This window comes from Paenibacillus albiflavus (genome assembly GCF_004344915.1).
Classification (GTDB): domain Bacteria; phylum Bacillota; class Bacilli; order Paenibacillales; family NBRC-103111; genus Paenibacillus_AM; species Paenibacillus_AM albiflavus.
Genome location: NZ_SKFG01000002.1, coordinates 80,468 through 104,492, shown reverse-complemented (window position 1 = coordinate 104,492; position 24,025 = coordinate 80,468). Strand labels below are relative to the sequence as shown.

At 42.8% G+C, this 24,025-nt stretch carries 23 protein-coding genes; 1 reads left to right on the top strand and 22 read right to left on the bottom strand.

Translation table 11 applies throughout. The features are described 5' to 3' along the window. Window positions 1-6 precede the first annotated feature (6 nt). From fliI to sucC, 15 genes are all read right to left on the bottom strand, one after another. Window positions 7-1,335 (bottom strand): flagellar protein export ATPase FliI, encoded by a 1,329-nt coding sequence (gene fliI, locus E0485_RS03620; RefSeq protein ID WP_207910925.1) that lies wholly within the window; start codon window positions 1,333-1,335, stop codon window positions 7-9. Beyond that, complete coding sequence (locus E0485_RS03615; protein ID WP_328591248.1) at window positions 1,332-2,168, bottom strand: FliH/SctL family protein; 837 nt, start codon at window positions 2,166-2,168, stop codon at window positions 1,332-1,334. The genes fliI and E0485_RS03615 overlap by 4 nt, the downstream gene beginning before the upstream one ends. Then, window positions 2,152-3,168, bottom strand: coding sequence for a flagellar motor switch protein FliG (gene fliG, locus E0485_RS03610; protein WP_132416607.1), 1,017 nt, complete (start codon window positions 3,166-3,168; stop codon window positions 2,152-2,154). Before fliG ends, E0485_RS03615 begins: the two co-directional genes overlap by 17 nt. Before the next feature lie 10 nt (window positions 3,169-3,178). Further along, window positions 3,179-4,765 (bottom strand): flagellar basal-body MS-ring/collar protein FliF, encoded by a 1,587-nt coding sequence (gene fliF, locus E0485_RS03605; protein WP_132416606.1) that lies wholly within the window; start codon window positions 4,763-4,765, stop codon window positions 3,179-3,181. 34 nt (window positions 4,766-4,799) lie between these two features. Beyond that, window positions 4,800-5,114, bottom strand: a complete 315-nt coding sequence (gene fliE / locus E0485_RS03600) for a flagellar hook-basal body complex protein FliE (RefSeq protein WP_165921066.1) — start codon at window positions 5,112-5,114, stop codon at window positions 4,800-4,802. Between the two features lie 56 nt (window positions 5,115-5,170). Beyond that, complete coding sequence (gene flgC, locus E0485_RS03595) at window positions 5,171-5,623, bottom strand: flagellar basal body rod protein FlgC (protein ID WP_132416604.1); 453 nt, start codon at window positions 5,621-5,623, stop codon at window positions 5,171-5,173. 6 nt (window positions 5,624-5,629) lie between these two features. Beyond that, window positions 5,630-6,043, bottom strand: a complete 414-nt coding sequence (gene flgB / locus E0485_RS03590) for a flagellar basal body rod protein FlgB (RefSeq protein WP_132416603.1) — start codon at window positions 6,041-6,043, stop codon at window positions 5,630-5,632. 250 nt (window positions 6,044-6,293) lie between these two features. Beyond that, window positions 6,294-7,079: a GTP-sensing pleiotropic transcriptional regulator CodY gene (gene codY / locus E0485_RS03585; RefSeq protein ID WP_132416602.1), complete on the bottom strand. Its 786-nt coding sequence runs from the start codon at window positions 7,077-7,079 to the stop codon at window positions 6,294-6,296. A gap of 49 nt (window positions 7,080-7,128) precedes the next feature. Next, a complete protein-coding gene (gene hslU, locus E0485_RS03580) occupies window positions 7,129-8,529 on the bottom strand; it encodes an ATP-dependent protease ATPase subunit HslU (protein WP_132416601.1) in 1,401 nt (466 codons plus the stop codon). Window positions 8,530-8,728: 199 nt separating this feature from the next. Next, a complete protein-coding gene (gene hslV / locus E0485_RS03575) occupies window positions 8,729-9,271 on the bottom strand; it encodes an ATP-dependent protease subunit HslV (RefSeq protein ID WP_132416600.1) in 543 nt (180 codons plus the stop codon). A 342-nt stretch (window positions 9,272-9,613) separates the two neighbouring features. Beyond that, on the bottom strand, window positions 9,614-10,927 hold the full coding sequence (gene trmFO, locus E0485_RS03570; RefSeq protein WP_132416599.1) for an FADH(2)-oxidizing methylenetetrahydrofolate--tRNA-(uracil(54)-C(5))-methyltransferase TrmFO: 1,314 nt from the start codon (window positions 10,925-10,927) through the stop codon (window positions 9,614-9,616). A 34-nt stretch (window positions 10,928-10,961) separates the two neighbouring features. Beyond that, window positions 10,962-13,064 (bottom strand): type I DNA topoisomerase, encoded by a 2,103-nt coding sequence (gene topA, locus E0485_RS03565; protein ID WP_132416598.1) that lies wholly within the window; start codon window positions 13,062-13,064, stop codon window positions 10,962-10,964. A 35-nt stretch (window positions 13,065-13,099) separates the two neighbouring features. Further along, complete coding sequence (gene dprA, locus E0485_RS03560) at window positions 13,100-14,209, bottom strand: DNA-processing protein DprA (RefSeq protein ID WP_328591247.1); 1,110 nt, start codon at window positions 14,207-14,209, stop codon at window positions 13,100-13,102. A 178-nt stretch (window positions 14,210-14,387) separates the two neighbouring features. Then, on the bottom strand, window positions 14,388-15,323 hold the full coding sequence (gene sucD, locus E0485_RS03555; protein WP_132416597.1) for a succinate--CoA ligase subunit alpha: 936 nt from the start codon (window positions 15,321-15,323) through the stop codon (window positions 14,388-14,390). A gap of 28 nt (window positions 15,324-15,351) precedes the next feature. Beyond that, window positions 15,352-16,512 carry an ADP-forming succinate--CoA ligase subunit beta gene (gene sucC / locus E0485_RS03550; RefSeq protein ID WP_132416596.1) on the bottom strand — a complete coding sequence of 387 codons (1,161 nt, stop codon included), beginning with the start codon at window positions 16,510-16,512 and terminating at the stop codon, window positions 15,352-15,354. 402 nt (window positions 16,513-16,914) lie between these two features. Between sucC and E0485_RS03545 the strand changes: the two genes are divergently transcribed. Continuing rightward, window positions 16,915-18,447 (top strand): YifB family Mg chelatase-like AAA ATPase, encoded by a 1,533-nt coding sequence (locus E0485_RS03545; RefSeq protein WP_132416595.1) that lies wholly within the window; start codon window positions 16,915-16,917, stop codon window positions 18,445-18,447. A gap of 73 nt (window positions 18,448-18,520) precedes the next feature. Here E0485_RS03545 and E0485_RS03540 read toward each other — a convergent pair whose 3' ends face one another. From E0485_RS03540 to E0485_RS03510, 7 genes are all read right to left on the bottom strand, one after another. Next, a complete protein-coding gene (locus E0485_RS03540) occupies window positions 18,521-18,901 on the bottom strand; it encodes a YraN family protein (protein ID WP_132416594.1) in 381 nt (126 codons plus the stop codon). After that, window positions 18,901-19,194 (bottom strand): EscU/YscU/HrcU family type III secretion system export apparatus switch protein, encoded by a 294-nt coding sequence (locus tag E0485_RS03535; protein ID WP_132416593.1) that lies wholly within the window; start codon window positions 19,192-19,194, stop codon window positions 18,901-18,903. Before E0485_RS03535 ends, E0485_RS03540 begins: the two co-directional genes overlap by 1 nt. Then, complete coding sequence (locus tag E0485_RS03530; protein ID WP_132416592.1) at window positions 19,191-21,293, bottom strand: hypothetical protein; 2,103 nt, start codon at window positions 21,291-21,293, stop codon at window positions 19,191-19,193. The genes E0485_RS03535 and E0485_RS03530 overlap by 4 nt, the downstream gene beginning before the upstream one ends. Window positions 21,294-21,402: 109 nt before the next feature. Further along, a complete protein-coding gene (locus E0485_RS03525) occupies window positions 21,403-22,011 on the bottom strand; it encodes a ribonuclease HII (protein WP_132416591.1) in 609 nt (202 codons plus the stop codon). Window positions 22,012-22,153: 142 nt separating this feature from the next. Continuing rightward, window positions 22,154-23,101, bottom strand: coding sequence for a DUF4871 domain-containing protein (locus E0485_RS03520; RefSeq protein ID WP_132416590.1), 948 nt, complete (start codon window positions 23,099-23,101; stop codon window positions 22,154-22,156). A gap of 3 nt (window positions 23,102-23,104) precedes the next feature. Beyond that, window positions 23,105-23,680: an RNA polymerase sigma factor gene (locus tag E0485_RS03515; RefSeq protein ID WP_132416589.1), complete on the bottom strand. Its 576-nt coding sequence runs from the start codon at window positions 23,678-23,680 to the stop codon at window positions 23,105-23,107. Between the two features lie 129 nt (window positions 23,681-23,809). After that, the gene (locus E0485_RS03510) at window positions 23,810-24,022 is read right to left on the bottom strand and encodes a DUF3006 domain-containing protein (RefSeq protein WP_132416588.1); all 213 of its coding nucleotides are present in this window, start codon (window positions 24,020-24,022) and stop codon (window positions 23,810-23,812) included. Window positions 24,023-24,025: the final 3 nt, after the last annotated feature.

The window sequence follows — 24,025 nt, the reverse complement described above, 5'->3', positions numbered from 1 at the left end:
TTATCCTCACTTCATCGTGAATTCATTTAACAATCGCTGCTCAGCTTCGGCAAAATTGAGTTTATCACTCGTCTTCTGCTTCGTATAGTCCCATATAGCTTGAATATATTGAATCGATAAATCAATATCTGGATTCGAGCCTACTTGGTAAGCACCGAGGTTAATGAGATCCTCAGAACCTTTGTAAATCGATAACAATCGTTTAAGCTGCTCGGCTGCTTCTTGATGTTCCGGAGATACAATTTCATTCATGACACGAGATACGCTAGATAGTACGTCAATCGCTGGATAATGTCCTTTATTGGCTAATGTACGATTGAGAACAATATGACCGTCAAGAATACCTCGCACTGCGTCAGCAATTGGTTCATTCATATCGTCACCATCAACGAGTACCGTATAGAAAGCGGTAATCGACCCTTTTGGCCCCGTGCCTGATCGTTCGAGTAATCTTGGCAGCATAGCGAACACGGAAGGTGTATAACCTCTTGTAGCCGGCGGCTCACCAATTGCTAGTCCCACTTCCCGCTGAGCCATTGCAAATCGAGTCACAGAATCCATCATCATCATGACATTTAATCCACGATCCCGAAAATACTCTGCAATAGAAGTGGCGATCATTGCACCTTTGATTCGGATGAGAGCAGGCTGATCAGAAGTAGCAACGATTACGACAGATCTTGCAAGCCCTTCTGGACCCAGATCGCGTTCTATGAAATCCAGCACCTCTCGACCACGCTCTCCGATTAACGCAATTACGTTAACATCTGCTTCCGTATTACGTGCAATCATCCCCATCAAGGTACTCTTACCGACACCAGAACCTGCAAAAATGCCGACCCTTTGTCCTCTGCCAATCGTCAAAAGTCCATCAATACAACGTATCCCAACACTGATCGGCTGAAGTACACGCGGTCTTTGCAGCGGATTTCCTGGTACATTATTCGTAGAATATGTACTCATTCTTGATGGTAAGTACGAGCCATCTAGCGGCTGTCCAAGACCATCGAGAACTTTACCTAATAGCTCATGTCCAACCTGAACAGTTAATGGCTTGCCGCTTGCTACGACATCACAGCCAGGTCCGATAGAGTCTAAATCGCCTAGTGGCATCAGAATAACTTTATTCCCTTTGAATCCGACAACCTCAGCCTTCAGAGGCTTATCTGATTTGTGAGGATAGATGTAACAGAGCTCACCGATCTTAACATCCGGTCCTTCTGACTCAACCGTTAAACCGATAACCTGAGTTACCTTGCCATTCACTCGCATTGGATCAATATCATGAAGGACTTCGCGATATTTAGTCGCATCTGGCATTGGCACCGCACTCATGCTCCCACACCCTCGTCACTAACTGCCATATGCAGCAGAGCGGATTTAATTTCATTTAGTTGTGTATCAATTCTCGCATCAATTGAGCCATAATCTGAGCGTACAACACATCCATCATCACCAACTGTATTGTCTGGCAGTATTTGTAGTTCAGCTTGTGAGTCAATTGATGTTGCTAATTCTTCACGTGCGCTAAATATGTAATCAAAGTGCTTAGGCGAAACACAAAGCGTAATAATTCCCTTCTCCTTACGCCTTGCAAGCACCTTATGTACTAAATCGAGAATCCATTCTGGCTTAACCGTTAACTGATGACCAATGATCCGTTCTGCAATAGAACTGCTTAGATCAATTAAGAATGGCTCAGATTCATGGATGATTTGGTCTTTAACCGCATGTGCACCTGTCAGGGTCGCTCTCGCATCCTCAAGGAGGCTTTCATATTTAGCAAGCAATTCAGCTTCCGCCTTGGCCAATCCTTCTTCATAGCCCTGATTAAAACCAGCTTGCTTCATTTCTTCATGCGTCGTTTCATCCATACTGCGGCGTTCTGTCCACCAGGCCTCAATATCCGACTCTGCCTGTTCTCGCATAGCCGTTGTTTCCTCGAGAGCCTTGCGAATCTCATCTTCTGCAACCATCTCTGCATCACGAAGGATTTGGCTTTCCATCCGCTTCGCATCTTGCACTAACTTATGGGTAGCTAAGTCTTCAACGCTTTCAGCATCTTCAATATGCTCCAGAGGCAGTTGCATGACCTTGAATTCGATAATCTTCTTATTATCTAAAGGTTGATAACCTGATGGTTTAATCAGATTAGACAATAATATCATCTCCTCCACCGCGTGCAATGATGATTTCCCCAGCTTCTTCCAGACGACGAATTGTGGCTACAATGCGAGTCTGAGCTTCCTCAACATCACGCAGACGAACAGGACCCATGAACTCCATATCTTCCCTGAAAGTATCTGCCATACGTTTGGACATGTTGCTGAAAATCGCTTCTCGAACTTCTTCGCTTGCCACTTTGAGCGCGAGCTGCAAATCATTATTCTCAACATCACGGATAATGCGTTGAATAGAACGATTGTCCACATTGACAATATCCTCGAATACAAACATCCGCTTCTTAATTTCTTCAGCAAGCTCTGGATCCTGAATTTCGAGTGAATCCAGAATCGTACGTTCTGTTCCACGGTCTACGCCATTTAGAATTTGAACGATTGCCGCAATACCACCTGCAGATGTATAGTCCTGCGTTACTGTAGCAGAGAGCTTCTGCTCGAGAATACGCTCGACTTGCGTAATAACCTCTGGAGACGTGGAATCCATCAAGGCAATACGTTTTGCAACATCAGCTTGTTTCTCTTGTGGAAGAGAAGATAATATGATCGATGCTTGATCTGGCTGTAAATAAGCGAGTACTAGAGCGATTGTTTGTGAATTCTCATTTTGAATGAAGTTCAAGATTTGACCAGGATCAGCTTTTCGAGCAAAATCAAACGGTCTAACCTGCAACGTCGCTGTTAAGCGATTGATAATGTCGACTGCCTTCTGCGAGCCAAGTGCTTTCTCCAGAATTTCCTTCGCGTAAGCAATACCGCCTTGCGTAAGATATTCTTGGGCTAAGCAGATCTCATAGAACTCCGACATGATCGCTTCTTTATCAATGGTGTCCACTTTGCGTACATTCGCAATTTCAAGTGTCAATTGCTCAATCTCTTCTTCTCGCAAATGCTTAAATACTTGAGCAGATACCTCAGGTCCTAAGCTAATTAGAAGAATCGCAGCTTTCTGACGTCCTGATAATCCCTGTTGTGTAGTTCTGGCCAATGAAGCACCTCTATTCTTCTACTAACCAAGTACGAAGCAAGTTCACGAAGTCCTCAGGCTTCTTGCGAGCCAATGATTCCAACTGTTTACGTACTTGATTTTCATTTGATTCAAAATTAATACTTGGATGTTCAACCGCAAGCGGCATATCCATAATCTCTTCTTGTTCCTGAGCGTTCTTCTTGCGACGAACAAGCGCGAAAATACCAAGCCCAAGAAGCAGAGCTGCAAGTCCGCCCAATCCTGCATATACCCAGTTCGAGTCAAAAATCCCTTTAGCATTTGCTGCAGCTGTCGTACGAGCAAACGGTTGCGGAATAACAACTACACGCTTAGCTAATTGCTCATCCGTTAAATCCTGACCTGTATCTGCAAGAGCAATTCTAACGATCGAAACAAGCGCATTCTGAACATAATCTTTGGTTTCTTGTGATAATGAAGTCGGATCATTAGGTACAGCAGGCTCAATCCCTACCGTGATACTTAAATCCTTAACTGCATATGGCGATTGAACGATGTTGTTCGTAATGCGGTTAATCTCATAATTAATCGTCTTAGAGTTCTCTTCACTATTCGTTTTGCCTGTAGAACCTTGTCCAACATAGTTAGGAACATCTTGTTGTCCAGTACCCGGTGTTCCGCCAGCAGCGCCTGAACCATCGCTTGTATAGGACTTCGCTGCCTCTTGCAAGGAGATTTCGAGTCCTTTCTGTTCTTCTTGGTTAGGAGCTGTCACTAATTGTTCAACTTTTTTCACTTGATCGAAGTTCATATTTGCTGTCACATTGACGATAACTTTATCAGGACCGAATAAAACGCCTAGAATAGAAGTGACATTCTGCTTAATATCCAGCTCATAATCCCGCTTAATGACAAGATGACTCTCGACATCACTTAATCCAGTCTGACCAGGTTCTCCTTCTTTGGTTGCAATCAACGGTTTGCCGTATTGATCGGATACCGTGATATTGCTTAGAGGTAGATCCTTGACGCTATGTGACACCAGATTATATACCGTATCAATCTGTGCTTGATCAAATTTAGCACCCGGCTTAACCGTCAATATAACGCCAGCACTTGCGAGGTTTCGGCTATCTTGCATAAACAAAGATTGTTCTGGGTAGTTAATCATAACGGATGCATCTGATACAGCGTTGATCTTGAGAATCAACTTTCTCAGCTCGCCTTGTAATGCATCAACATATTTAACGTTAAACTCTTTATCTGTGGAGCCTAATGTCCCACCTTCACGGAAAACAGCAAAACCACCTGTACCACCATTTACTAATCCTTTGGAAGCAACGTCTACGATTACGGATGCTGCTTTATTCTCGGGAACTGAGATCATTTTGCCATCAGCGCTGATCTCGTATGGAATGGAAGCCCCTTCTAAGTAATTCTTAATCTCTGATGCTGCTTCCGGCTGTAAATCTGTGAATGCAGGTTTATATACTGTCTTAGCCATGTTATACGATAATAAAATAATGGCTAAAATCAAGATCACGACTGTCGCAATAAATGTCGACTTCTGCTTAACGGTAAATTGATTCCAATATTGTTTGGTGTTATTCCAATATCGGAGAACTGTCTCGTTCACTGTGCCACCTCTCCCAAGTCAATTAATCCAAGAATTAAATTTGCATTCGCATGATTTCTTGGTACGCTTCGATTGCTTTATTTCTTATTTGAACAGTCGTCTCGATTGCAATCAGCGCTTGCTCGGCAGCGATCGTTAACTGGTGGGCATCTGTGATTGGCAGATCACCCTTTACAAAAGCTTCCTCTAAGCCCTCTACATTCTTCTGTTGGTTACTCAAGGAATTCATCGCTTCATTCAAAAAGTCACCGAACTTCTCACCTAAGTCAGCAGCACCCATTTTATTTGCTTTACTAGATAGAGAAATTGGCGATCCAGCAACCTGGTTAATTGATATTTGATCGATCAATGTCAGTTCTCCTCCGCTTCATTCCAATAGGATGTATAAATCATTATGTATATGTACTACTTACCTATTTCTAACGCTTTCATAATCATAGACTTCGATGCATTGAGCGCAGTCACGTTCGCTTCATAAGAACGTGTGGCTGATATCATATCAACCATCTCTTTGAGAACGTCTACATTCGGCATGTACACATATCCATCTGCATCAGCGTCAGGATGACTAGGATTATACACAGGCTTAAGAGGCGAGCTATCTTCATATATGCGGGATACCTTTACCCCTTGCGAAGCTCCGCCGCCTGCCATTGCCCCTTGCAAGGTTTGGGCAAAAGAACTTTGATTGTTTGGTTCGAAAGTAACTAACTTACGCTTATAAGGCTGCCATTTTCCATTTACAAACTCAGCACGAGTTACTTCAGCATTGCTTATGTTAGAAGAGATGATATCCATTCTTAATCTTTGAGCGGTAAGCGCTGATGCACTTATGTCAAAAGAATTGGTTATGCGCATTTAAGATTACCTCCTTCCATCGATTGCTGTTCGGACACTGCGGAATTCGTGATTCAATTGATTAACTAGAACGTTATACTTTAGTTGGTTTTTAGCTAGCAGAGCACTCTCATAATCAATGTCGACATTATTCTGATTGTTGTTCATTGTCGTATTCTCATCGACTCTTATCTCTGGATTCGGAATCGCAGATCCATTCCCTCCGATTGGGATATGCCTAGAATTAGTTCTTCTTCCTTCAAGTGCAGGTGTTCCACCGTTCATTTGCTCCTGTAATAACTCTTCAAATACGACATCTGAACGTTTGAAGTTTGGCGTGTCATTATTTGCAATGTTGTTCGTTATCACTTTATGTCGAAGTGAAGTGGAATCTAACGCCTGTTGAAACAATTGAAAATTAGAGCCGCCTAATGGAAACATTCAATTCCCCTCTTTACTTCAAAATACTTGTGTTTTACCCATCTTTCGCACATTAACTGTTATTCAACAAAGGCTCTGCATATCCTTCTTGTCGAAATAAATAGTTATGTCAAAAAAATGATCGAAAAAACATTTAAAATATATAATTCTTACATATATCTATAATCCATAAAACAACATTATTCCACAATAAGAAAAAAGCCCTATCTTTTCACAAAGATAAGGCTTTAGAACGTTTTTTAGCCTATTTTTACGACCTAACTTTCATTTGTTCGATCGCGGGCAAAAGATTGGAATTTAGGATACGAATATACGTTCCTTTCATCCCTAGAGAACGAGTTTCGATAACCCCTGCACTTTCGAGTTTACGAAGCGCATTGACGATAACGGAACGGGTAATTCCTGCACGATCCGCAATTTTACTTGCGACGAGCAATCCTTCTTTACCTTCAAGCTCTTGGAAAATATTTTCTACTGCTTCAAGCTCACTGAAGGATAACGAGCCGATTGCTACTTGAACGACAGCACGATTTCTGGATTCAACTTCAATCTCTTCTGTACGTTCACGCAAAATTTCCATACCTACGATTGTTGAACCATATTCAGCTAGTACAAAATCATCATCGATAAATGTATTATCTACGCGAGTTAGGAGAATTGTACCTAGTCTTTCTCTACCGCCAACAATAGGAACGATGGACATATATTTAAAATCTGATTCAGCCGCAAGATGAGTAGCAATCCCGCTAGATGCATCATCAGGCGTAATATTTGGTGCTGTTTCACCATAACGCAGCAATGCATCATTGAAATCCTCCGGAATTCTTTTCTCTTCGAGAATCAGTCTGCTAAGCTCAGTAAATGGTAATTGGTTAATGATTGAGAACCCTAACACCTTTCCCTTACGGCTCACCACATAAATGTTAGCCTTCAGCACGTCTCGAAGCATTTCTGCCATATCCATAAAGGATACGGTACGATCAGCCTCTTGTTGTAAAAGTCGATTCAATTTGCGCGTTTTTGTTAGTAAAGTCATTGGTCTGCCTCCATTCAATACGTTCATGTCATGTTGTTATACTTAGTCGCTATAGAATGTACTGACTTAAGTCGCGATTTTGTGCGATATCGGAAAGCTTATCTTTTACATATTCAGGAGTAATTACAATTTTCTCTAAATTGATGTCTGGAGCTTCAAATGATAAATCTTCAAGTAATTTTTCCAGAATTGTATGCAATCTTCTCGCGCCGATATTCTCAGTATTCTGATTTACTTCTACAGCGATTCTTGCTATTTCTTGAACTGCCTCTTCCGAAAACTCCACTTCAATGCCTTCGGTCTTAATTAACTCGGTGTACTGTTTGGTCAATGCGTTCTTAGGCTCGGTTAAAATCAATACAAACTCCTGCAATGTCAAATTGCTTAATTCAACACGAATCGGGAACCGTCCTTGCAACTCTGGTATCAAGTCGGATGGCTTCGCGATATGAAATGCACCCGCGGCCATAAACAGCACATAATCTGTTTGGACAGGTCCATATTTGGTCACAACCGTAGAACCTTCTACAATTGGCAAAATGTCCCGTTGTACACCTTCACGAGACACATCTGGACCATTGCCCCTGCTTGATGAAGCAATTTTATCAATCTCATCGATAAAGATGATTCCAGATTGCTCGGCACGTGTAATTCCTTCTTGTGTAACATCATCCATATCTAGCAGTTTATACGCTTCTTCCTGAGTTAATACCTTTCGTGCTTCTTTTACCGGAAGTTTACGTTTTTTGGTGCGTTTAGGCATAAATGATCCGAACATCTCCTGGATATTCGTACCTAGACCTTCGTTACCTTGAGCACCTAACATATCAAGCATATTCGGTGAAGTATCCTCGACTTCAACTTCAACGACTACATCTTCGAGTTCACCATTTGCCAGCTTCTGCTGCATCTCAGATCTGCGCGCAACAAGCGTTTGATCCTTCTGAACATTCTCTTCTTCAGCAGCTTCATCTTGATTGCCGCCAAACATCATCTCAAAAGGATTGCGATTCGATTTATTGCTTTTAGGATTTGGTACAAGCAAAGCAACAAGACGTTCGTTCGCAAGAACCTCTGCCTTTTCCTTTACTTTATCCATTCGCTCGGATTTTACCATTCGAATTGAAGTTTCAACCAAGTCTCTGATCATCGATTCTACATCTCGACCAACATAACCAACCTCTGTGAATTTGGTCGCTTCCACCTTAATAAACGGTGCCCCTACGAGCTTGGCTAGCCTTCTGGCTATCTCGGTTTTGCCAACACCAGTTGGCCCAATCATCAGAATGTTCTTAGGAACAATTTCATCACGGATCGCTTCATCAAGGAGCGAGCGTCTATAACGATTGCGTAAAGCAACGGCTACTGATTTTTTAGCTTTCTTCTGACCGACGATATACCGATCTAGCTCTGCCACAATCTCTCTAGGAGTTAATCCTTGTTTACTCATACAAATCGCCTCTTTCTACATTTAATCCAGGAGGAACCGGCTACGCCGTCCTTTGGGGACGGGTACGTTTCCTTAGGTTAATCAGAGGAAGTATGGTGAAAACTTATACTTTCTGATTAACTGTAAAAAACCTGAAATAAGAAACGGTTTCACCGTCCTTACAGGAGGGTGCGTTTCTTAAGGTATTACTTAAGAAAACTTACAGTTCCTCTACGACGATTTGATGATTAGTGTAAACGCAAATGTCTGCAGCCATTTGCAATGAAGCTTCAGCAATTTCTTTGACTGACATATGCGGTGCATAGCGATGAAGTGCTCTCCCGGCTGCTAGTGCAAAACTTCCACCTGAACCGATTGCCACAATACCGTCGTCTGGCTCAATGATTTCGCCATTGCCAGATAGAAGTAAGACACCTGTAGAATCCATGACAAGCATCATAGCCTCTAGCTTGCGTAGAACCTTATCTTGACGCCATTCCTTCGCTAGCTCAACAGCAGCACGCTGCAAATTGCCATGATGTTCTTCTAATTTGCCTTCAAATTTCTCAAACAGCGTGATCGCGTCCGCTACCGACCCAGCATAGCCTGCAATTACTTTGCCGCGGTATAAACGTCGAACCTTCTTGGCTGTTTGCTTCATAATCATGGAATTACCGAATGTAACTTGACCATCTCCGGCAATCGCTCCACGGCCTTGACTGTGAATCGCAAAGATTGTAGTCGCATGAAATGTCATCTCCATAGAAAATCACCTCATTAGCTTTTCTAGAAATTTTCTTATAATCCCAAATACTCTGTGAAATATAAAGCCTATTCAGACTAGATATAATTCATTCATGGAATATGACCAAAAATGCAACAAGCAAAAAGGATTATCGCCCTTACTGTTACACGTTAGCGCGAAGATTGTTAAATACTTCACAATCCAAGACGTAATCATTAGGAAAGCACAAGCTATTATAGCATATCTCGTGCCAAATGTCATAATCTTTGAAGCATTTTTAAATGTTTTTTTTGAGTGATACTGAATTTATGATGATTTTCTCATAAATTCTAAGTATCACTTCAGAAAAACACCCAAAATTTACAGGTATTCAGGTTGAGAAACCTTCAATGTTTCAAGTGCTCGATTAGCAAGTGCCTCATTTTTTTCCTTTTTATTGCGAATCTTCTTACCCAAAGCTGGCAGCAAACCGAAGTTTGCATTCATCGGCTGAAAATGGGATGAATCTGCCTCTGTAATATAATACGCCATTGAGCCTATAACGGTTTCAACTGGTAATGTAATTAATTGTTCACCTTTCGCCAGCTTAGCTGCATTCATGCCTGCAATCAGCCCAGCAGCTGCGGATTCAACATATCCTTCTACACCCGTCATTTGACCAGCAAAGAATAAATTATCTCTTCCCTTGAATTGATAAGTTGGTTTAAGCAGCTTCGGCGAATTAATGAATGTATTGCGATGCATGACACCGTAACGTACAAATTCAGCATTCTCGAGTCCTGGGATCAGGGAAAGTACTCTTTTTTGCTCTCCCCACTTCAAGTGTGTCTGGAAACCTACTAGGTTAAACAGGGTACCTGCTGCATTATCTTGTCTAAGCTGGACGACAGCATGCGGCAATTTACCTGTATGTGGATTAACTAATCCTACAGGCTTCATCGGTCCGAACAAAGCCGTCTGCTTGCCGCGCTTCATCATGACTTCTATCGGCATGCAGCCTTCAAAATAAATTTCCTTCTCGAATTCCTTAATCGGAGCAACTTCGGCATTAATTAGCGCATCGTAGAAAATATCGAATTCTTCTTCCGTCATCGGGCAATTCAAGTAAGCAGCCTCACCTTTGTCGTAGCGTGAAGCTAAATAAACCTTATCCATATCAATGGATTCTTTCTCTACAATCGGAGCCGCAGCATCATAGAAATATAAATATTCCTCACCCATCAGCTTTTTGAGATGATTGGAAAGCGCGGGAGAAGTCAGTGGTCCTGTCGCAACGACTACGATTCCCTCAGGCAGCGCTTCAAGCTCTTCATTGCATACCTCAACAAGAGGATGATTACGTAACGTATTCGTTATTTCTCCTGAGAAGTCGTCGCGATCGACAGCTAGCGCACCACCAGCAGGAACAGCATGCTGATCAGCTGCACGCATGATCAACGAATCCAGCATTCTCATTTCTTCTTTGAGAACGCCTACGGCATTCGTGAGTCCGCCAGCACGCAAAGAATTTGAACAGACTAATTCTGCGAATTTATCCGTTATATGTGCAGGTGTCTTACGAACAGGGCGCATTTCATATAGTTTGACGGGAACGCCGCGTGAAGCGATCTGATAAGCCGCTTCACTGCCAGCTAAGCCCGCACCAATAACCGTAACGGTTGGTATAGTTGTCACAAAAAACACCTCTAATTATTTTTTAAGCTTAAGTTTAATCTAGGTCTGACAGATCATCCTGCTCTTGTACTTCTTCTTTATACGAACATTCGGAACAATGCAGGTGAGCACCATTTTTAGTCCGTTTTTCAACCATGTAAGCGCCGCAGTCTGGACAAGGCTTAGCAACAGGTTTATCCCACGAAATAAAATCACACTCAGGGTAGTGGTCACAGCCATAGAAGATACGGCCCTTCTTCGAGCGTCTTTCTACAACAGCGCCTTCCTTGCATTTCGGACAGGTAACGCCAGTATCTTTGACAATTGGTTTTGCATTGCGACAATCCGGGAATCCCGAACAAGCAAGGAATTTACCGAAACGTCCCATTTTATAGACGAGTGGCTTCCCACATTTTTCACAAATTTCATCGGAAACTTCATCCTGAATTTCAATTTCCTTCATTTCCTCTTCGGCAAATGCTAATCTTTCACCGAATGTTTTGTAGAAAGTATCCAGTACGCGTACCCAATCCTCTTTGCCCTCTTCTACATGGTCAAGTTCACCCTCCATATGAGCCGTAAACTCAACATCTAGGATTTCAGGGAAAAATTCTACCATTAGCTGAATAACTAAATCACCTAATTCAGTAGGTACAAATTTCTTTTCATCAATTGCTACATAACCACGCTTTTGAATGGTTTCTAGCGTAGGTGCGTAAGTACTCGGACGGCCTATTCCAAGCTCTTCCATCGTACGGACGAGCCTAGCTTCCGAGTAACGCGGCGGAGGCTGTGTAAAATGCTGTTTAGGCGTTACAGCCTGCATCTGTATCTCATCGCCCTTAGCTAACGGAGGCAGCAGCTTCTCTTCATCTGTCGTACCGTCATCGTTGCCTTCAACGTAGACCTTCATGAAGCCAGCAAATTTAAGCTTAGAACCATTAGCACGGAAGCTTGCTTCTCCAGCAGCAATCGTTACAGTCATCGTATCAAGGATTGCAGACGACATTTGGGAAGCTACGAATCTTTCCCAGATCAACTTATAGAGACGATACTGATCTCGGCTTAGGAACGATTTTACAGCGTCTGGTTCACGTAAAACAGATGATGGACGGATACCTTCATGCGCATCTTGTGCATTCGAATTCTTCTTGGCGTAAACACGAGGCGTTTCGGTATTATAGTTATCCCCATATTTACCCTTAATAAAATCCCTCGTTTCTTCTTGAGCAACAGGTGATATACGAGTCGAATCCGTACGCATATAAGTGATCAAACCGACTGTTCCTTCTTTGCCCAGCTCGATTCCTTCATATAATTGTTGCGCAACTGACATCGTTTTCGAAGCTCTAAAATTTAGTTTGCGCGCAGCCTCTTGCTGCATAGATGAAGTAATAAATGGAGGAGCAGGATGACGTTGACGCTCCTTCTCTTTTACCTCTTGAACAATATATGGCTTACCCTGAATAGAAGCGAGAATTTCATTTACTTCTGCTTGATTCGTGAGCTCAACCTTTTCCCCACGCATACCATAGAATTTGGCTTCAACAGGTGATTTGCCAGCGAGCAGGTCAGCTGTGATCGTCCAATACTCTTCTGGAACGAACGATTTAATCTCATTCTCCCTATCGATGACGATCTTGACCGCAACGGATTGCACACGACCTGCAGAAAGTCCTTTTTTGACTTTCTTCCATAGTAATGGTGAAATTTGATAACCCACGAGTCGATCAAGGATACGTCTTGCTTGCTGTGCGTTCACTAGATCGGTATTAATGGTGCGCGGTGTTTTGAAAGCATCCTTTACCGCTTGTTTCGTAATCTCATTAAAGACAACTCGACACGGAGCATCTTCCTTAAGCTCCAAGTAATGAGCGAGATGCCAAGCAATAGCTTCCCCTTCGCGATCGGGATCGGCTGCGAGATAGACGTTTTTCACTTTTTTGGCAGCATCTTTTAATTCCTTCAGTATTGAGCCTTTTCCCCTGATCGTTATGTACTTAGGCTCAAAATTATGTTCAATATCGACGCCGGTTTGACTTTTTGGAAGGTCTCTAATATGACCCATCGATGCTTTGACAATATATTTGCTGCCGAGATATTTACCAATGGTCTTGGCTTTTGCTGGTGATTCCACAATGACTAAAGAATCTGCCATAGGCCGCCCTCCCCCTTCGAATTAGTTTATATATTTTAGAAAGAAATGTATGTTGAACCCGGAAGCGAAGCAATCCGTTTTTTCATAAGCAAGGATAACAGAACTGAATGCAAAAGTCCAAAATTATAATGACTAAGTTCTAACAACCTGTCAAATGTTTTCGGCTCGCCCATCAAAAGTTCGACGATTTTACGTTCTTCATCGGTTAACTTCTGGTCTGTATCAGAGCAGCTCTGCTCAAGATTTCTACGGTTTGAAGCCAGTATCGGCAGATGCTGATACTCTTCTGCAATATCCTGGGTTGTACAGACTAGTTTGGCGCCTTGCTTAATCAACTCATGACAGCCCTTGCTCTTCGGAGATGTAATAGGACCTGGCACCGCAAACACATCCCGTGAAGCCTCAAGTGCCAAATCTGCTGTGATAAGTGATCCGCTACGCTCAGCAGCTTCAATTACAACGATTCCAAGCGATAAACCTGCAATGATCCGATTGCGCTGCGGGAACATGCCAGGATGCTGCTTCGTACCCATCGGATATTCGGATATGACAAGTCCTCTCGCTGTAATATCACGATAGAAGCCCGTATTTTCGGGCGGGTACACATCTCCAATTGCATTGCCCAGAACAGCCACGGTCATTCCCTGATCAGCTCGAAGTGCACCACGATGTGCAACGGTATCAATTCCTCGAGCTAGACCACTAACAACACCGAATCCAAGTGACGCTAATTCATATGCCAAATCATCGGCAACTTTCTTTCCATAAACGGTTGGCGTTCGCGTACCTACAATACCAATAAAAGGCAGTTGTAGCAAGGATAATTCTCCTGCAGCATACAGGACCTTAGGTGGTTGCGCGATGGTACGAAGTAATTCTGGATACGAATCGTCCAATATTGTTACAATCTGTATAGCTGCTTGTTCATATATACGAAGCTTATTTTCAATTAGTTCCATGCTGCGTTGCTGAATAATAGCATCCGCTTGTTTAGGACCAAGTCCTAGAAATAATAACTCTTTTTTCGACAAATTCCACATTTCCATTAGACTGCTTAATCCTTGCTGTAATCGATTGATTGTCGTCCAGCCAACACTCTCCATTTCATGCAATGCGATCAACGTTATTCTCTCACTTATCATCATGATCCCCCTTTATATGGAAAATAAAAAACCTTTCAATTCCCCTAAGGGAAATGAAAGGTTGCTTACCTTAACAGTTCTATCAAGAGGAAACGGCTACGCCGTCCTTTGGGGACAGGAGCGTTTCCTAAGGTTAATCAGAGGAAGTATGGTGAAAACTTATACTTTCTGATTAACTCAATTAAGCTTTAACAGTCTTGCACTTCTCAAGCATGCCTTTTTCTTCAAGCATTGCTACAAGCGTTGAGCCCATCTCGGAAGGAGTTGGCGCTACGCGAATTCCGCAACGTTCCAAAACGGCTACTTTCTCAGCAGCTGTACCTTTACCGCCTGAGATAATCGCACCAGCATGTCCCATACGCTTGCCTGGAGGCGCTGTTTGGCCGCCAATAAAGCCAACGACAGGCTTTGTCATGTTAGCAGCGATCCATTCTGCAGCTTCCTCCTCAGCAGTACCGCCGATTTCTCCGATCATGATCACAGCATAAGTGTCCGGATCTTCATTGAACATACGAAGAATGTCGATAAATTCAGAACCTTTCACAGGGTCTCCGCCAATACCTACAGCTGAAGATTGTCCGATACCACGAGCTGTTAGCTGATGAACCGCTTCATAGGTCAATGTACCTGAACGGGAAATAACGCCTACATGTCCTGGTGTATGAATATAACCTGGCATAATACCGATTTTGCACTCGCCTGGTGTAATAACGCCTGGACAGTTAGGTCCGATTAGAACGGTTCTCTTACCTTCCATGTAGCGTTTCACTTTAACCATATCAAGTACTGGAATGCCTTCTGTAATACAAATAACAAGATCAAGATCCGCATCAACTGCTTCCATAATGGAATCTGCTGCGAATGCTGGTGGTACATAAATAACGGACGCTGTTGCACCAGTTGCTGCTTTCGCTTCTACAACCGTGTTATACACTGGAAGTTGAACAGTTGTTCCATTCTCAAGCGCAAAATCAACTAATGTGCCGCCTTTACCTGGCGTAACACCCGCTACCATTTGTGTACCGTAGTCTAAACCGCCTTTTGTATGAAACATGCCTGTTTTACCAGTCATATTTTGTGTAATTACTTTCGTATGTTTATTCACCAAAATACTCATTAGAATAGTCCCCTCCTTGGTCTTAGGTTTAGCGAACTAGCGCTACAATTTTTTGTGCGCCATCTGCCATGGAATCTGCTGATACAATGTTAAGACCTGATTCATTCAGAATCTTCTTACCAAGGTCAACGTTAGTACCTTCTAAACGCACAACAAGCGGACGATCAAGACTCACTTGCTTAGCTGCTTCAACTACGCCGTCAGCAATAACGTCACAACGCATAATGCCGCCGAAAATATTAACGAAGATACCTTTAACATTTTTGTCAGAAAGGATAATTTTGAAAGCTTCCGTAACTTTCTCAGCAGTGGCACCGCCCCCAACGTCAAGGAAGTTAGCAGGGTCTCCGCCATAGTATTTAATGATATCCATCGTTGCCATCGCAAGACCTGCACCGTTAACCATACAACCGATGTTGCCATCTAGCGCGATATAGCTAAGGTCAAATTTGGAAGCTTCGATTTCTTTCTCGTCTTCTTCAGCCAAGTCACGAAGTGCTTGAATATCTGCATGACGGTATAGAGCGTTTGAATCAAAATTAAGCTTCGCATCAAGCGCCATTACATCGCCATCACCCGTTACAACCAGCGGGTTGATTTCTGCAATGGAGCAATCTTTATCAACGAAAGCAGAATAAAGTGCGACCATGAATTTGACTGCTTTGTTCACAAGCTCAGCTGGAATATTAATAGCAAATGCTAGCTTACGCGCTTGGAAAGCCTGCAAGCCGATTGCTGGATCGATTACTTCTTTGAAAATTTTCTCAGGGGAGTGTTCAGCCACTTCCTCGATTTCAGTACCACCTTCTTCTGACGCCATCATAACGACGCGACCAGTGGCACGGTCAACGACTACACCAACATAATATTCTTTCTTAATATCGCAGCCTTGCTCAATAAGTAAACGCTTAACTTCTTTGCCTTCAGGACCTGTTTGGTGTGTTACAAGCACTTTACCTAGAATTTCGCTCGCGTATGTGCGAACTTCATCCAAATTCTTGGCAACTTTAACGCCGCCTGCTTTACCGCGACCACCTGCGTGAATTTGCGCTTTAACGACAACAACTGACGTTCCAAGCTCTTTTGCCGCTTCTACAGCTTCATCCACTGTGAATGCAACTTTACCCTGCGGTACTTTTACACCGTACTGACGCAGAACTTCTTTGCCTTGGTACTCATGGATATTCATCTGCTTACAATCCTCCTACAATTTGCATATTGAACTATTTAAGATCTTTCAGGAAACACAGATCTGAATATCCAGACAAGAATTTCCTATCATCTTAAAGTTTACAAGAAGAAACATCTATTCCGTCTACTTAAGACGGCTACGTCCCTTAAGGTAATACTTGGAATTTACGAGCTTATGACTAGCTCCAAACCTAGACTATTGTAACATATTTCATAGTTTATTTACTCATTTTTTTAAAAATATTATTATTTTCATACTACTAGCAGCTTTTGGATCTAACATTTTGTTTTATTAGGAGGAATTTGGAAGGTTATGTCGAATATACCTCTAAAATCAATAATGTCGATAAGGAAGCACCTTTCGTCTATCAAGCACTAAGATAGGAAGGTGTTTTTGTATATGTACGGAAAAGTTCGAAGCGCATGCCTAAATGGCATTGAAGGCAAAGAAATCGAAGTTGAGATTGATCTAGCGAATGGACTACCGCAAGTCAATTTAGTCGGTTTAGGAGATTTGGCAATCAAAGAATCTGTCGAGCGTGTACGAGCCGCTATGAAAAATTGTGGATTTACTTTTCCAATGGAGCGAATCACCATCAATCTAGCACCAGCCGATTTAAGGAAAGAAGGTACTTCCTTCGATCTGGCCATAGCTGCAGGCATACTAATTACGAGCAAGCAAATTACGTTTGCTCATATTGAGCATACTTTGCTCCTTGGTGAACTCGCATTGGATGGCTCAATTCGCAGATTACCTGGCATTCTGTCTATGGTGCATACAGCCAAACAAAGAGGCGTCACTCACATTATTGTTCCGTTTCAGAATGTTCAAGAGGCGCTGCTTATTCAAGGAATTCAAGTATATGGAATTAAGAATTTACGAGAGCTTAAACAGTTGGACCAGATTTATTTCCAAACTGGAGAGGAACGATCAAATGAGAATCGTACGGATTCTGAGATCGAGACTATTGAAGATTTTGCCGATGTCAAAGGTCAATACCAAGCGAAGCGAGCGCTCATGATCGCAGCGGCTGGCATGCATAATATTATTCTCATCGGACCTCCGGGGACAGGCAAAACAATGCTAATCCGCAGATTGCCTACCATTATGTCAAAGATGGCTGAGGATGAGGCGTTAGAAGTGACCAAAATTTACTCCGCCGCAGGCATGCTGAATGATCAATCTCGACTCATTGAACAGCGCCCCTTCCGTTCTCCGCATCATACCGTATCGGCTGGCGGACTCGTAGGTGGAGGTTCGATACCTAAACCTGGCGAAGTTAGTTTAGCCCATCGTGGCGTGTTATTTCTGGATGAACTGCCAGAGTTTTCTCGCCATGTTCTTGAGGTACTGCGTCAACCATTAGAGGATCGAATCGTAACGATCGGTAGAGCGAGGGCGGTATATTCTTTTCCGGCAAATTTCATTCTGGCCTGCTCGATGAATCCATGTCCTTGTGGATTTCTTTCAGCTGATCCAAGTACACAGCCATGTATTTGCTCCCCACTTAAAGTCCATCATTATCGTTCCAAACTATCTGGTCCACTGCTGGATCGAATTGATCTTCATATCGAGGTTGTGAAGCCTGATTTTGCAGCATTATCTAATGAAGAGAAGCCTCTCTCCTCTGCTGAAATGCGTGATCGAGTAAATCAAGCAATCGCCATACAGCAGCAGCGATACATGGGCCTGAATATTCGATTTAATGGGGATCTCACAGGTAAATACCTGCGTTCTTTCTGTAAATTAGATTCGGATGCGAATAAGGTGCTCGAAAATGCATTTGATGTTCTCGGATTAAGCGCTAGAGCACATGATCGGATCTTGCGAATCTCTCGAACAATTGCTGACTTAGAAGGAAGCCCTGAGATCCATTTAGCTCATTTAGCCGAGGCTTTACAATATCGAAGCTTAGATAAGAAAATCGCATAAATATGTAAAATGGTCGAACTCAAAAGTTAAGGCTACCTGCATCGTAGATCTATCTACAGATACGGGTAGCCTATTAGAATGCGGATATTATGTGTTCAATTTGAATTAATTCATTTGCTTTCGTAAGCTCAACAGACATCACATCAAATCTGATAGAGTGATGATATTGTTTATGCTGATGAATGTATACTTGCGCTGTTTCGCGCACTTGTTTTTGCTTGCGATAATCAATCGATTCTTTGGCTAAGCCAAATCTACCTGATGCTTTTCTAGTTCGAACCTCAATGATTGCGATTACGTTATTATACTCAGCTACTATATCAAGCTCACCCGTTCGGCAACGCCAGTTACGTGCAATAATCCGATAACCCTGAGCCTCTAACTGAACAGCAGCTAGCTCTTCGCCTAATCGACCAGTAGCCTTCCTTTGATCCGTTCGCTTTTGTTCATCCATTAATCGATCCTATCCCTTAATTTAGCATCTGAACGATAGATAAAACTCAGTATTTCAGCAACCAATTGATAGAGTTCAGCTGGGATTTCTTGATTCAAATCCAGCTTGGATAACACTTCTACAAGTGATTTATCCTCTTGAATCGGAACCCCATGCTCTTTCGCCTTCTCTAGAATTGCTTCTGCCAGCGCCCCTGTGCCTTTGGCAATTAGCGTAGGGGCTGAATTCTGATTCTCCGGGGAATAGCGCAGTGCTACTGCCTTCTTAATGACAGGTTTATCAGGTGTACTCATGCCAGGTAATCAACCCCTTTGTATGGCTTGGGTTGATAATAAGATTGTGGTGCTTTGTTCACATCATGAACTGCCTTCGATGTTATTGTTTCCTTCTGTTTAGACAAATCTGGGAATGGCTTACACTGAAGTGACATGAATTGATAGCCCATTTCATTCAGTTTTGAAGCAATTTCATCCCTAGATGCTTCCAGAAGTGGCGGTATCGCTGGATGATCATTATGAATTTGTAAGGATACGATCGAATTGATAACTTGTACATCAACTAGCGTATCTCCCATTACTTGCATATTAAGATCAAATAATAGTCTGCAATTAGAAGGATCTAACATTTCGCGTCCTTTCTTGCGAGACTGAATATGAACCGATGCGGTCTGCTGGCCTTCACCATTCGAGAACGGGATAAATAAAGTTAGATGCGTTAACGGCGAGTTGCGTTCTGCGCTTAACAATAGCTGTTGACCTGTAATATGCTGGGTTGTATTACTTATGGCTTCCTTAAGCGCAGGAGGCAAATCATCCGATTTGACCAAAGATAATAGCAGGCTCTTAAGCGTATCCCCTGGTACTTGCTGTACCTGATCATGAGCAGGAGCTTTAAGAAGAAACTCTTTACCATGCGTAAGTTCTAAGGCAGCTTGATCTGCCCGAAGCAGCGTATGGATAGAAGCTTGCGTACTCGGTTGACTTACCATGCCCTTAGCCAACATTTGCTCATGGTCAACACCAAGTAATTTAAGTGCATTTCCGATCCAATTGCCAGTTGATTCATCATTAGCTAAGCTTGTGACTGGTGAGGGAGAAGCTTGCCCTTGTGTATTGCTTGACTGAGATGCAACAGTCTGTGGCTGTCCTTGGACAATCGTTGATTCAGAAGTTGTACTACTCGCAGCTGCGTTTGCTCCATTTGATACTTGCTGCATTGCAGGCGGTATCGTTTCACTTGAATTTGTTGGTAGAAATGGCGTTGTTGTAGCAGGCGCAGCAGAGGTAGGCGCACTTGATTGACCCGTGACTGGAACAGATGGATTGCTCGTCTGCTGTTGCATTTGTGCATTACTTTGCGTTTGCGGGGCTAGTTGTGCATTTGCTTGCGTCTGACCAATCGACTGCGCATTCCCTTGTAATGGAGGGGCTCCTTGTAACGTGCTTGTCGATGTTGATTGCTGTGTATTAACATTAGCGTTTGAACCCGTTAATCCCGACTGCGCTTCACTTGAAGGACTTGCCTGACCACTTGCTCCAGCAGTTGAGGCAGGAACGGTTACAGAAGACACTCCTGATGCTGGTACCTGAGCATTAGCTTGACCTGCTGCAGTACCATTTGCTTGTGCTCCTTGCATCGGGCTATTACCAGCTGCTTGGCCATTATTGCCTGCTTGCGTACCAGCAGTACCTGCTTCTCCTTGATTACCTTGTGCTGGACCAAGTTGACTCAACTGCTGCATTATTTGTAAAATTTTACCCAATCCTGCTTTTGTTTGCTCTGACATTGTGCTGGATGGATTCATCAGAACGTTCCGAATTTCGTTCTCTAGAGCACCCAAACGATTGGTCAACGTATTTCCCTGGGTTATTACTTCCGTCAAAGCTTGAAGCGTACCTGTACTCAAGGTAAGTCCTCTCGCATTCGCAACTGCCATCGCCTGAATCCATGGCTTAGCGTCAATATTTGCAGGCTTTGCAGCAAGCATTTCGGCGAATTTGGCTACATTCTCCTTGGTTATCGGCACACCTGCGCTTTGCATTTGGAGAATCAGTTCCCGATTAGCTGAAGAATCCTTAAGTCCGAACGATTTGAGTAGATCTGCAAAAGGAGCTTCCGTTGTCCCTCCTCCTTGTAGGCTGACTGGTTTAAGGACTATTTGACCAGAAGCTGTTTCATTCTGAACCTGCAGCATCGTTGCCTCACCTTGCTGCAATGGCGCCTCCAGCTTAGCACGTACCTGTACTCCGTTGATCGTAATGAGTGCTTCCTGATTTCCCAAGTCCTGCTGCACGACTCCTCGCACAACTTGACCTGGCTTAAGCTCCATTACTTTCACTTCTGAAGCTTGCGGTTCTCCGATCATGGATCGAAATAACGAACTAATATTCATCTTCATCACCCCAATCCACTCATGTCTGTCAAAATTCACATCAGACAGTCTATGTATCTATATCGGTATTTAATAGCCAATTTTCAAGACTCTAATCATTGTTCATACGTTAAAATAGCGTTCCCTGCTCAACCAGAATACGCGACAAAAATGACATCCGATGGAGCTTTGTTGGTCCTAATTGGACAATTTGCTCTCGGTGATATTTGGTTCCATAGCCCTTATGAAGCGCAATACCATACGCTGGATACTCAAGATCCCACTGCAAGCACATTCGATCACGCGTAACCTTTGCAATTATCGAAGCTGCTGCAATGGACTGGCTCAGTGCATCGCCATGAATGATTCCCATTTGTGGCAATCGAAGATCAATCTGCTCCGCATCCACGAGTAGATAATCCGGCTTTACTTCTAGCTGTTCAACTGCCAGCTTCATCGCTAATCTGGATGCGGCTTTAATATTGATTCGCTCAATCGTGGCAACGTCAACTACGCCAATTCCAATAGCTACAGCCTGCTCCATAATCTGATCATAGAGCTGCTCCCGCTTCTTCTCACTAAGCTTCTTCGAGTCATTCACACCATCTATTATAAGTCCCTGAGGCAAAATAACCGCTGCTGCCACCACGTCCCCAAGCAAGCAGCCTCGACCGACTTCATCTACTCCTGCAACATACGTTAATCCTTGCGCCCATAACTGAGCTTCATGCTCTAACAATACAGACAACTCCTGTCCTACAATCTACTTGTCCTATTATACCTAATTTGAGTATGCAGAACTATATAGTAATAAATAGAAAGAACGCACCCTTTAAATGTAATTTTTAGGCACGTTCTAATTTGATTACTATCTGAATTAGCTACTTCACTTGAACAACGATACTATCAAATAATTGATCACCAGTCATCACCGTTAAGCGCCATAGCCCCGGAGCTGGTAGATTCATCAGGCACGGTATATAGCTTTCAATCTGTTCATTCTCCTTGCTCATTATGGAGTATGCTAATGAATCAACAATCAACTCCACCCTGCCCGTATTCTGTTGTATCGCAATCACTCTTCTATTGGCACTTAGTTCATCCTCACTACCCTTTAGATACCACATATATTTATTTGCGTTATTTGCTTCAAAATCCATACCTCGAACGCCAATCCGATTTTCTTTTCCATTAAATTCCATATCATTCCATTGGAATGACCCACTTGTTGTCCAGTCAGGTTCGGGAGCATTGATCTCAACATCCGCAAAGTAATTTCCATCCAAGCTTACTTCTAGCTGCCACTTCCCCGCATAAGGCAATCCGAACGACGTCACCACTCCTGTTTGATTATCTGTTCGTCTGATCGACTCATTAATAATCTTGGATGGCACTACATTTAGTACCTCACCTGTTGGTTGATAGATGGCCTTTACTGACATTTCGCTGCCTTTCAATTGGTCTAGTGGGCGTTCAAATACCCATAAGTAAGTAGTTTTATAACCTGCAGTCATGCCCCCATCAGGAAATACATTTACTTGAGCCTGCCGAGCTTTTGACCCTATAGACATCCCCATATTCGCATACTGGACGATATCATCAACGACATTTGTATATTTCCACAGAAGACCTATTCCTCCAAACAGAATCATAAATGAGCATACGAGGCTGATTAGAAGCTTCCTTCTAGCAAACAATCGATGATTGGCTTTATCGTTATTTATTTGTCTTACAATCTTCTCCTGCATATCCGTTGTAAAATAGTTCTTCGTAAACGGTGAGCCTGCCATTTGCTCCATCCATTTCGGCCTTTGCCCTTCTATTGCCATCACTCATACCTCCTTTACGATCTGACTCGTCAATTCCTCAGCCTGCTGCAACATAGCAGTAACTTTAGCTTTTGCCCTCGATAATCTAGACTTTACAGTTCCGATTCTAATTTGTAGTACATCCGCAATTTCATACATCGACATTTGATAATGAGCATCCAGAATGAGCGGCTCACGATATTTACTAGATAATTGCATCACACATTGCCAGATTTGCTTCGTCTCCAATTGATCGAACAATTCATGCTCTGCAGATGGTGACGTCATTTTAGGGGAAATGATTCGATCTACCAGCAGTACTTTGCGAATATATGCTGAACGATTATAATTTATGGCCCGATTGCGCGTGATGGTCAACAGCCATGTTTTCACAGTACTATGTCCTCTAAAGGATTGAAGATGTTTATAGGCCTGCAGAAACACCTCTTGCGATAGATCATCTGCGGCATCTTTATTCTTCGTCATAAAAAAAGCATATTGCCATACATCCTGTCCAAAGGTAGTCATCAAGTCTCTTAATACTGCAGCTTCATCAAATGTATAAGATAAACTTTTTAAATAATCTGCTTCCAAATGCATCACCTCAATTAATTAGACAACGGTGAACCAAATTAGTTCCACAATGAGATGAAAATTATAGATTCTATAATATAAAAAAAATAACCGGATTAAATCCAGTTATTGTCTAGTCTTATGCATAAATACATCTTAATCTTCCCAAACATCCTTCATCAGCTTAGCAATAGAATTTGCTCTTTGTTTTGTGGCTGCGTCATTTTTCATCCATATTCCGTTCTTCAGCTCAACAACATCACCTTCACGAACGCCTGATGCCACCTGATTCTTAGGTACATCTTTCGTAATGCCATTCATTTCGATTACATAATAATTGCTTTCTTTCCGATCGACTATACCCAGCATAGT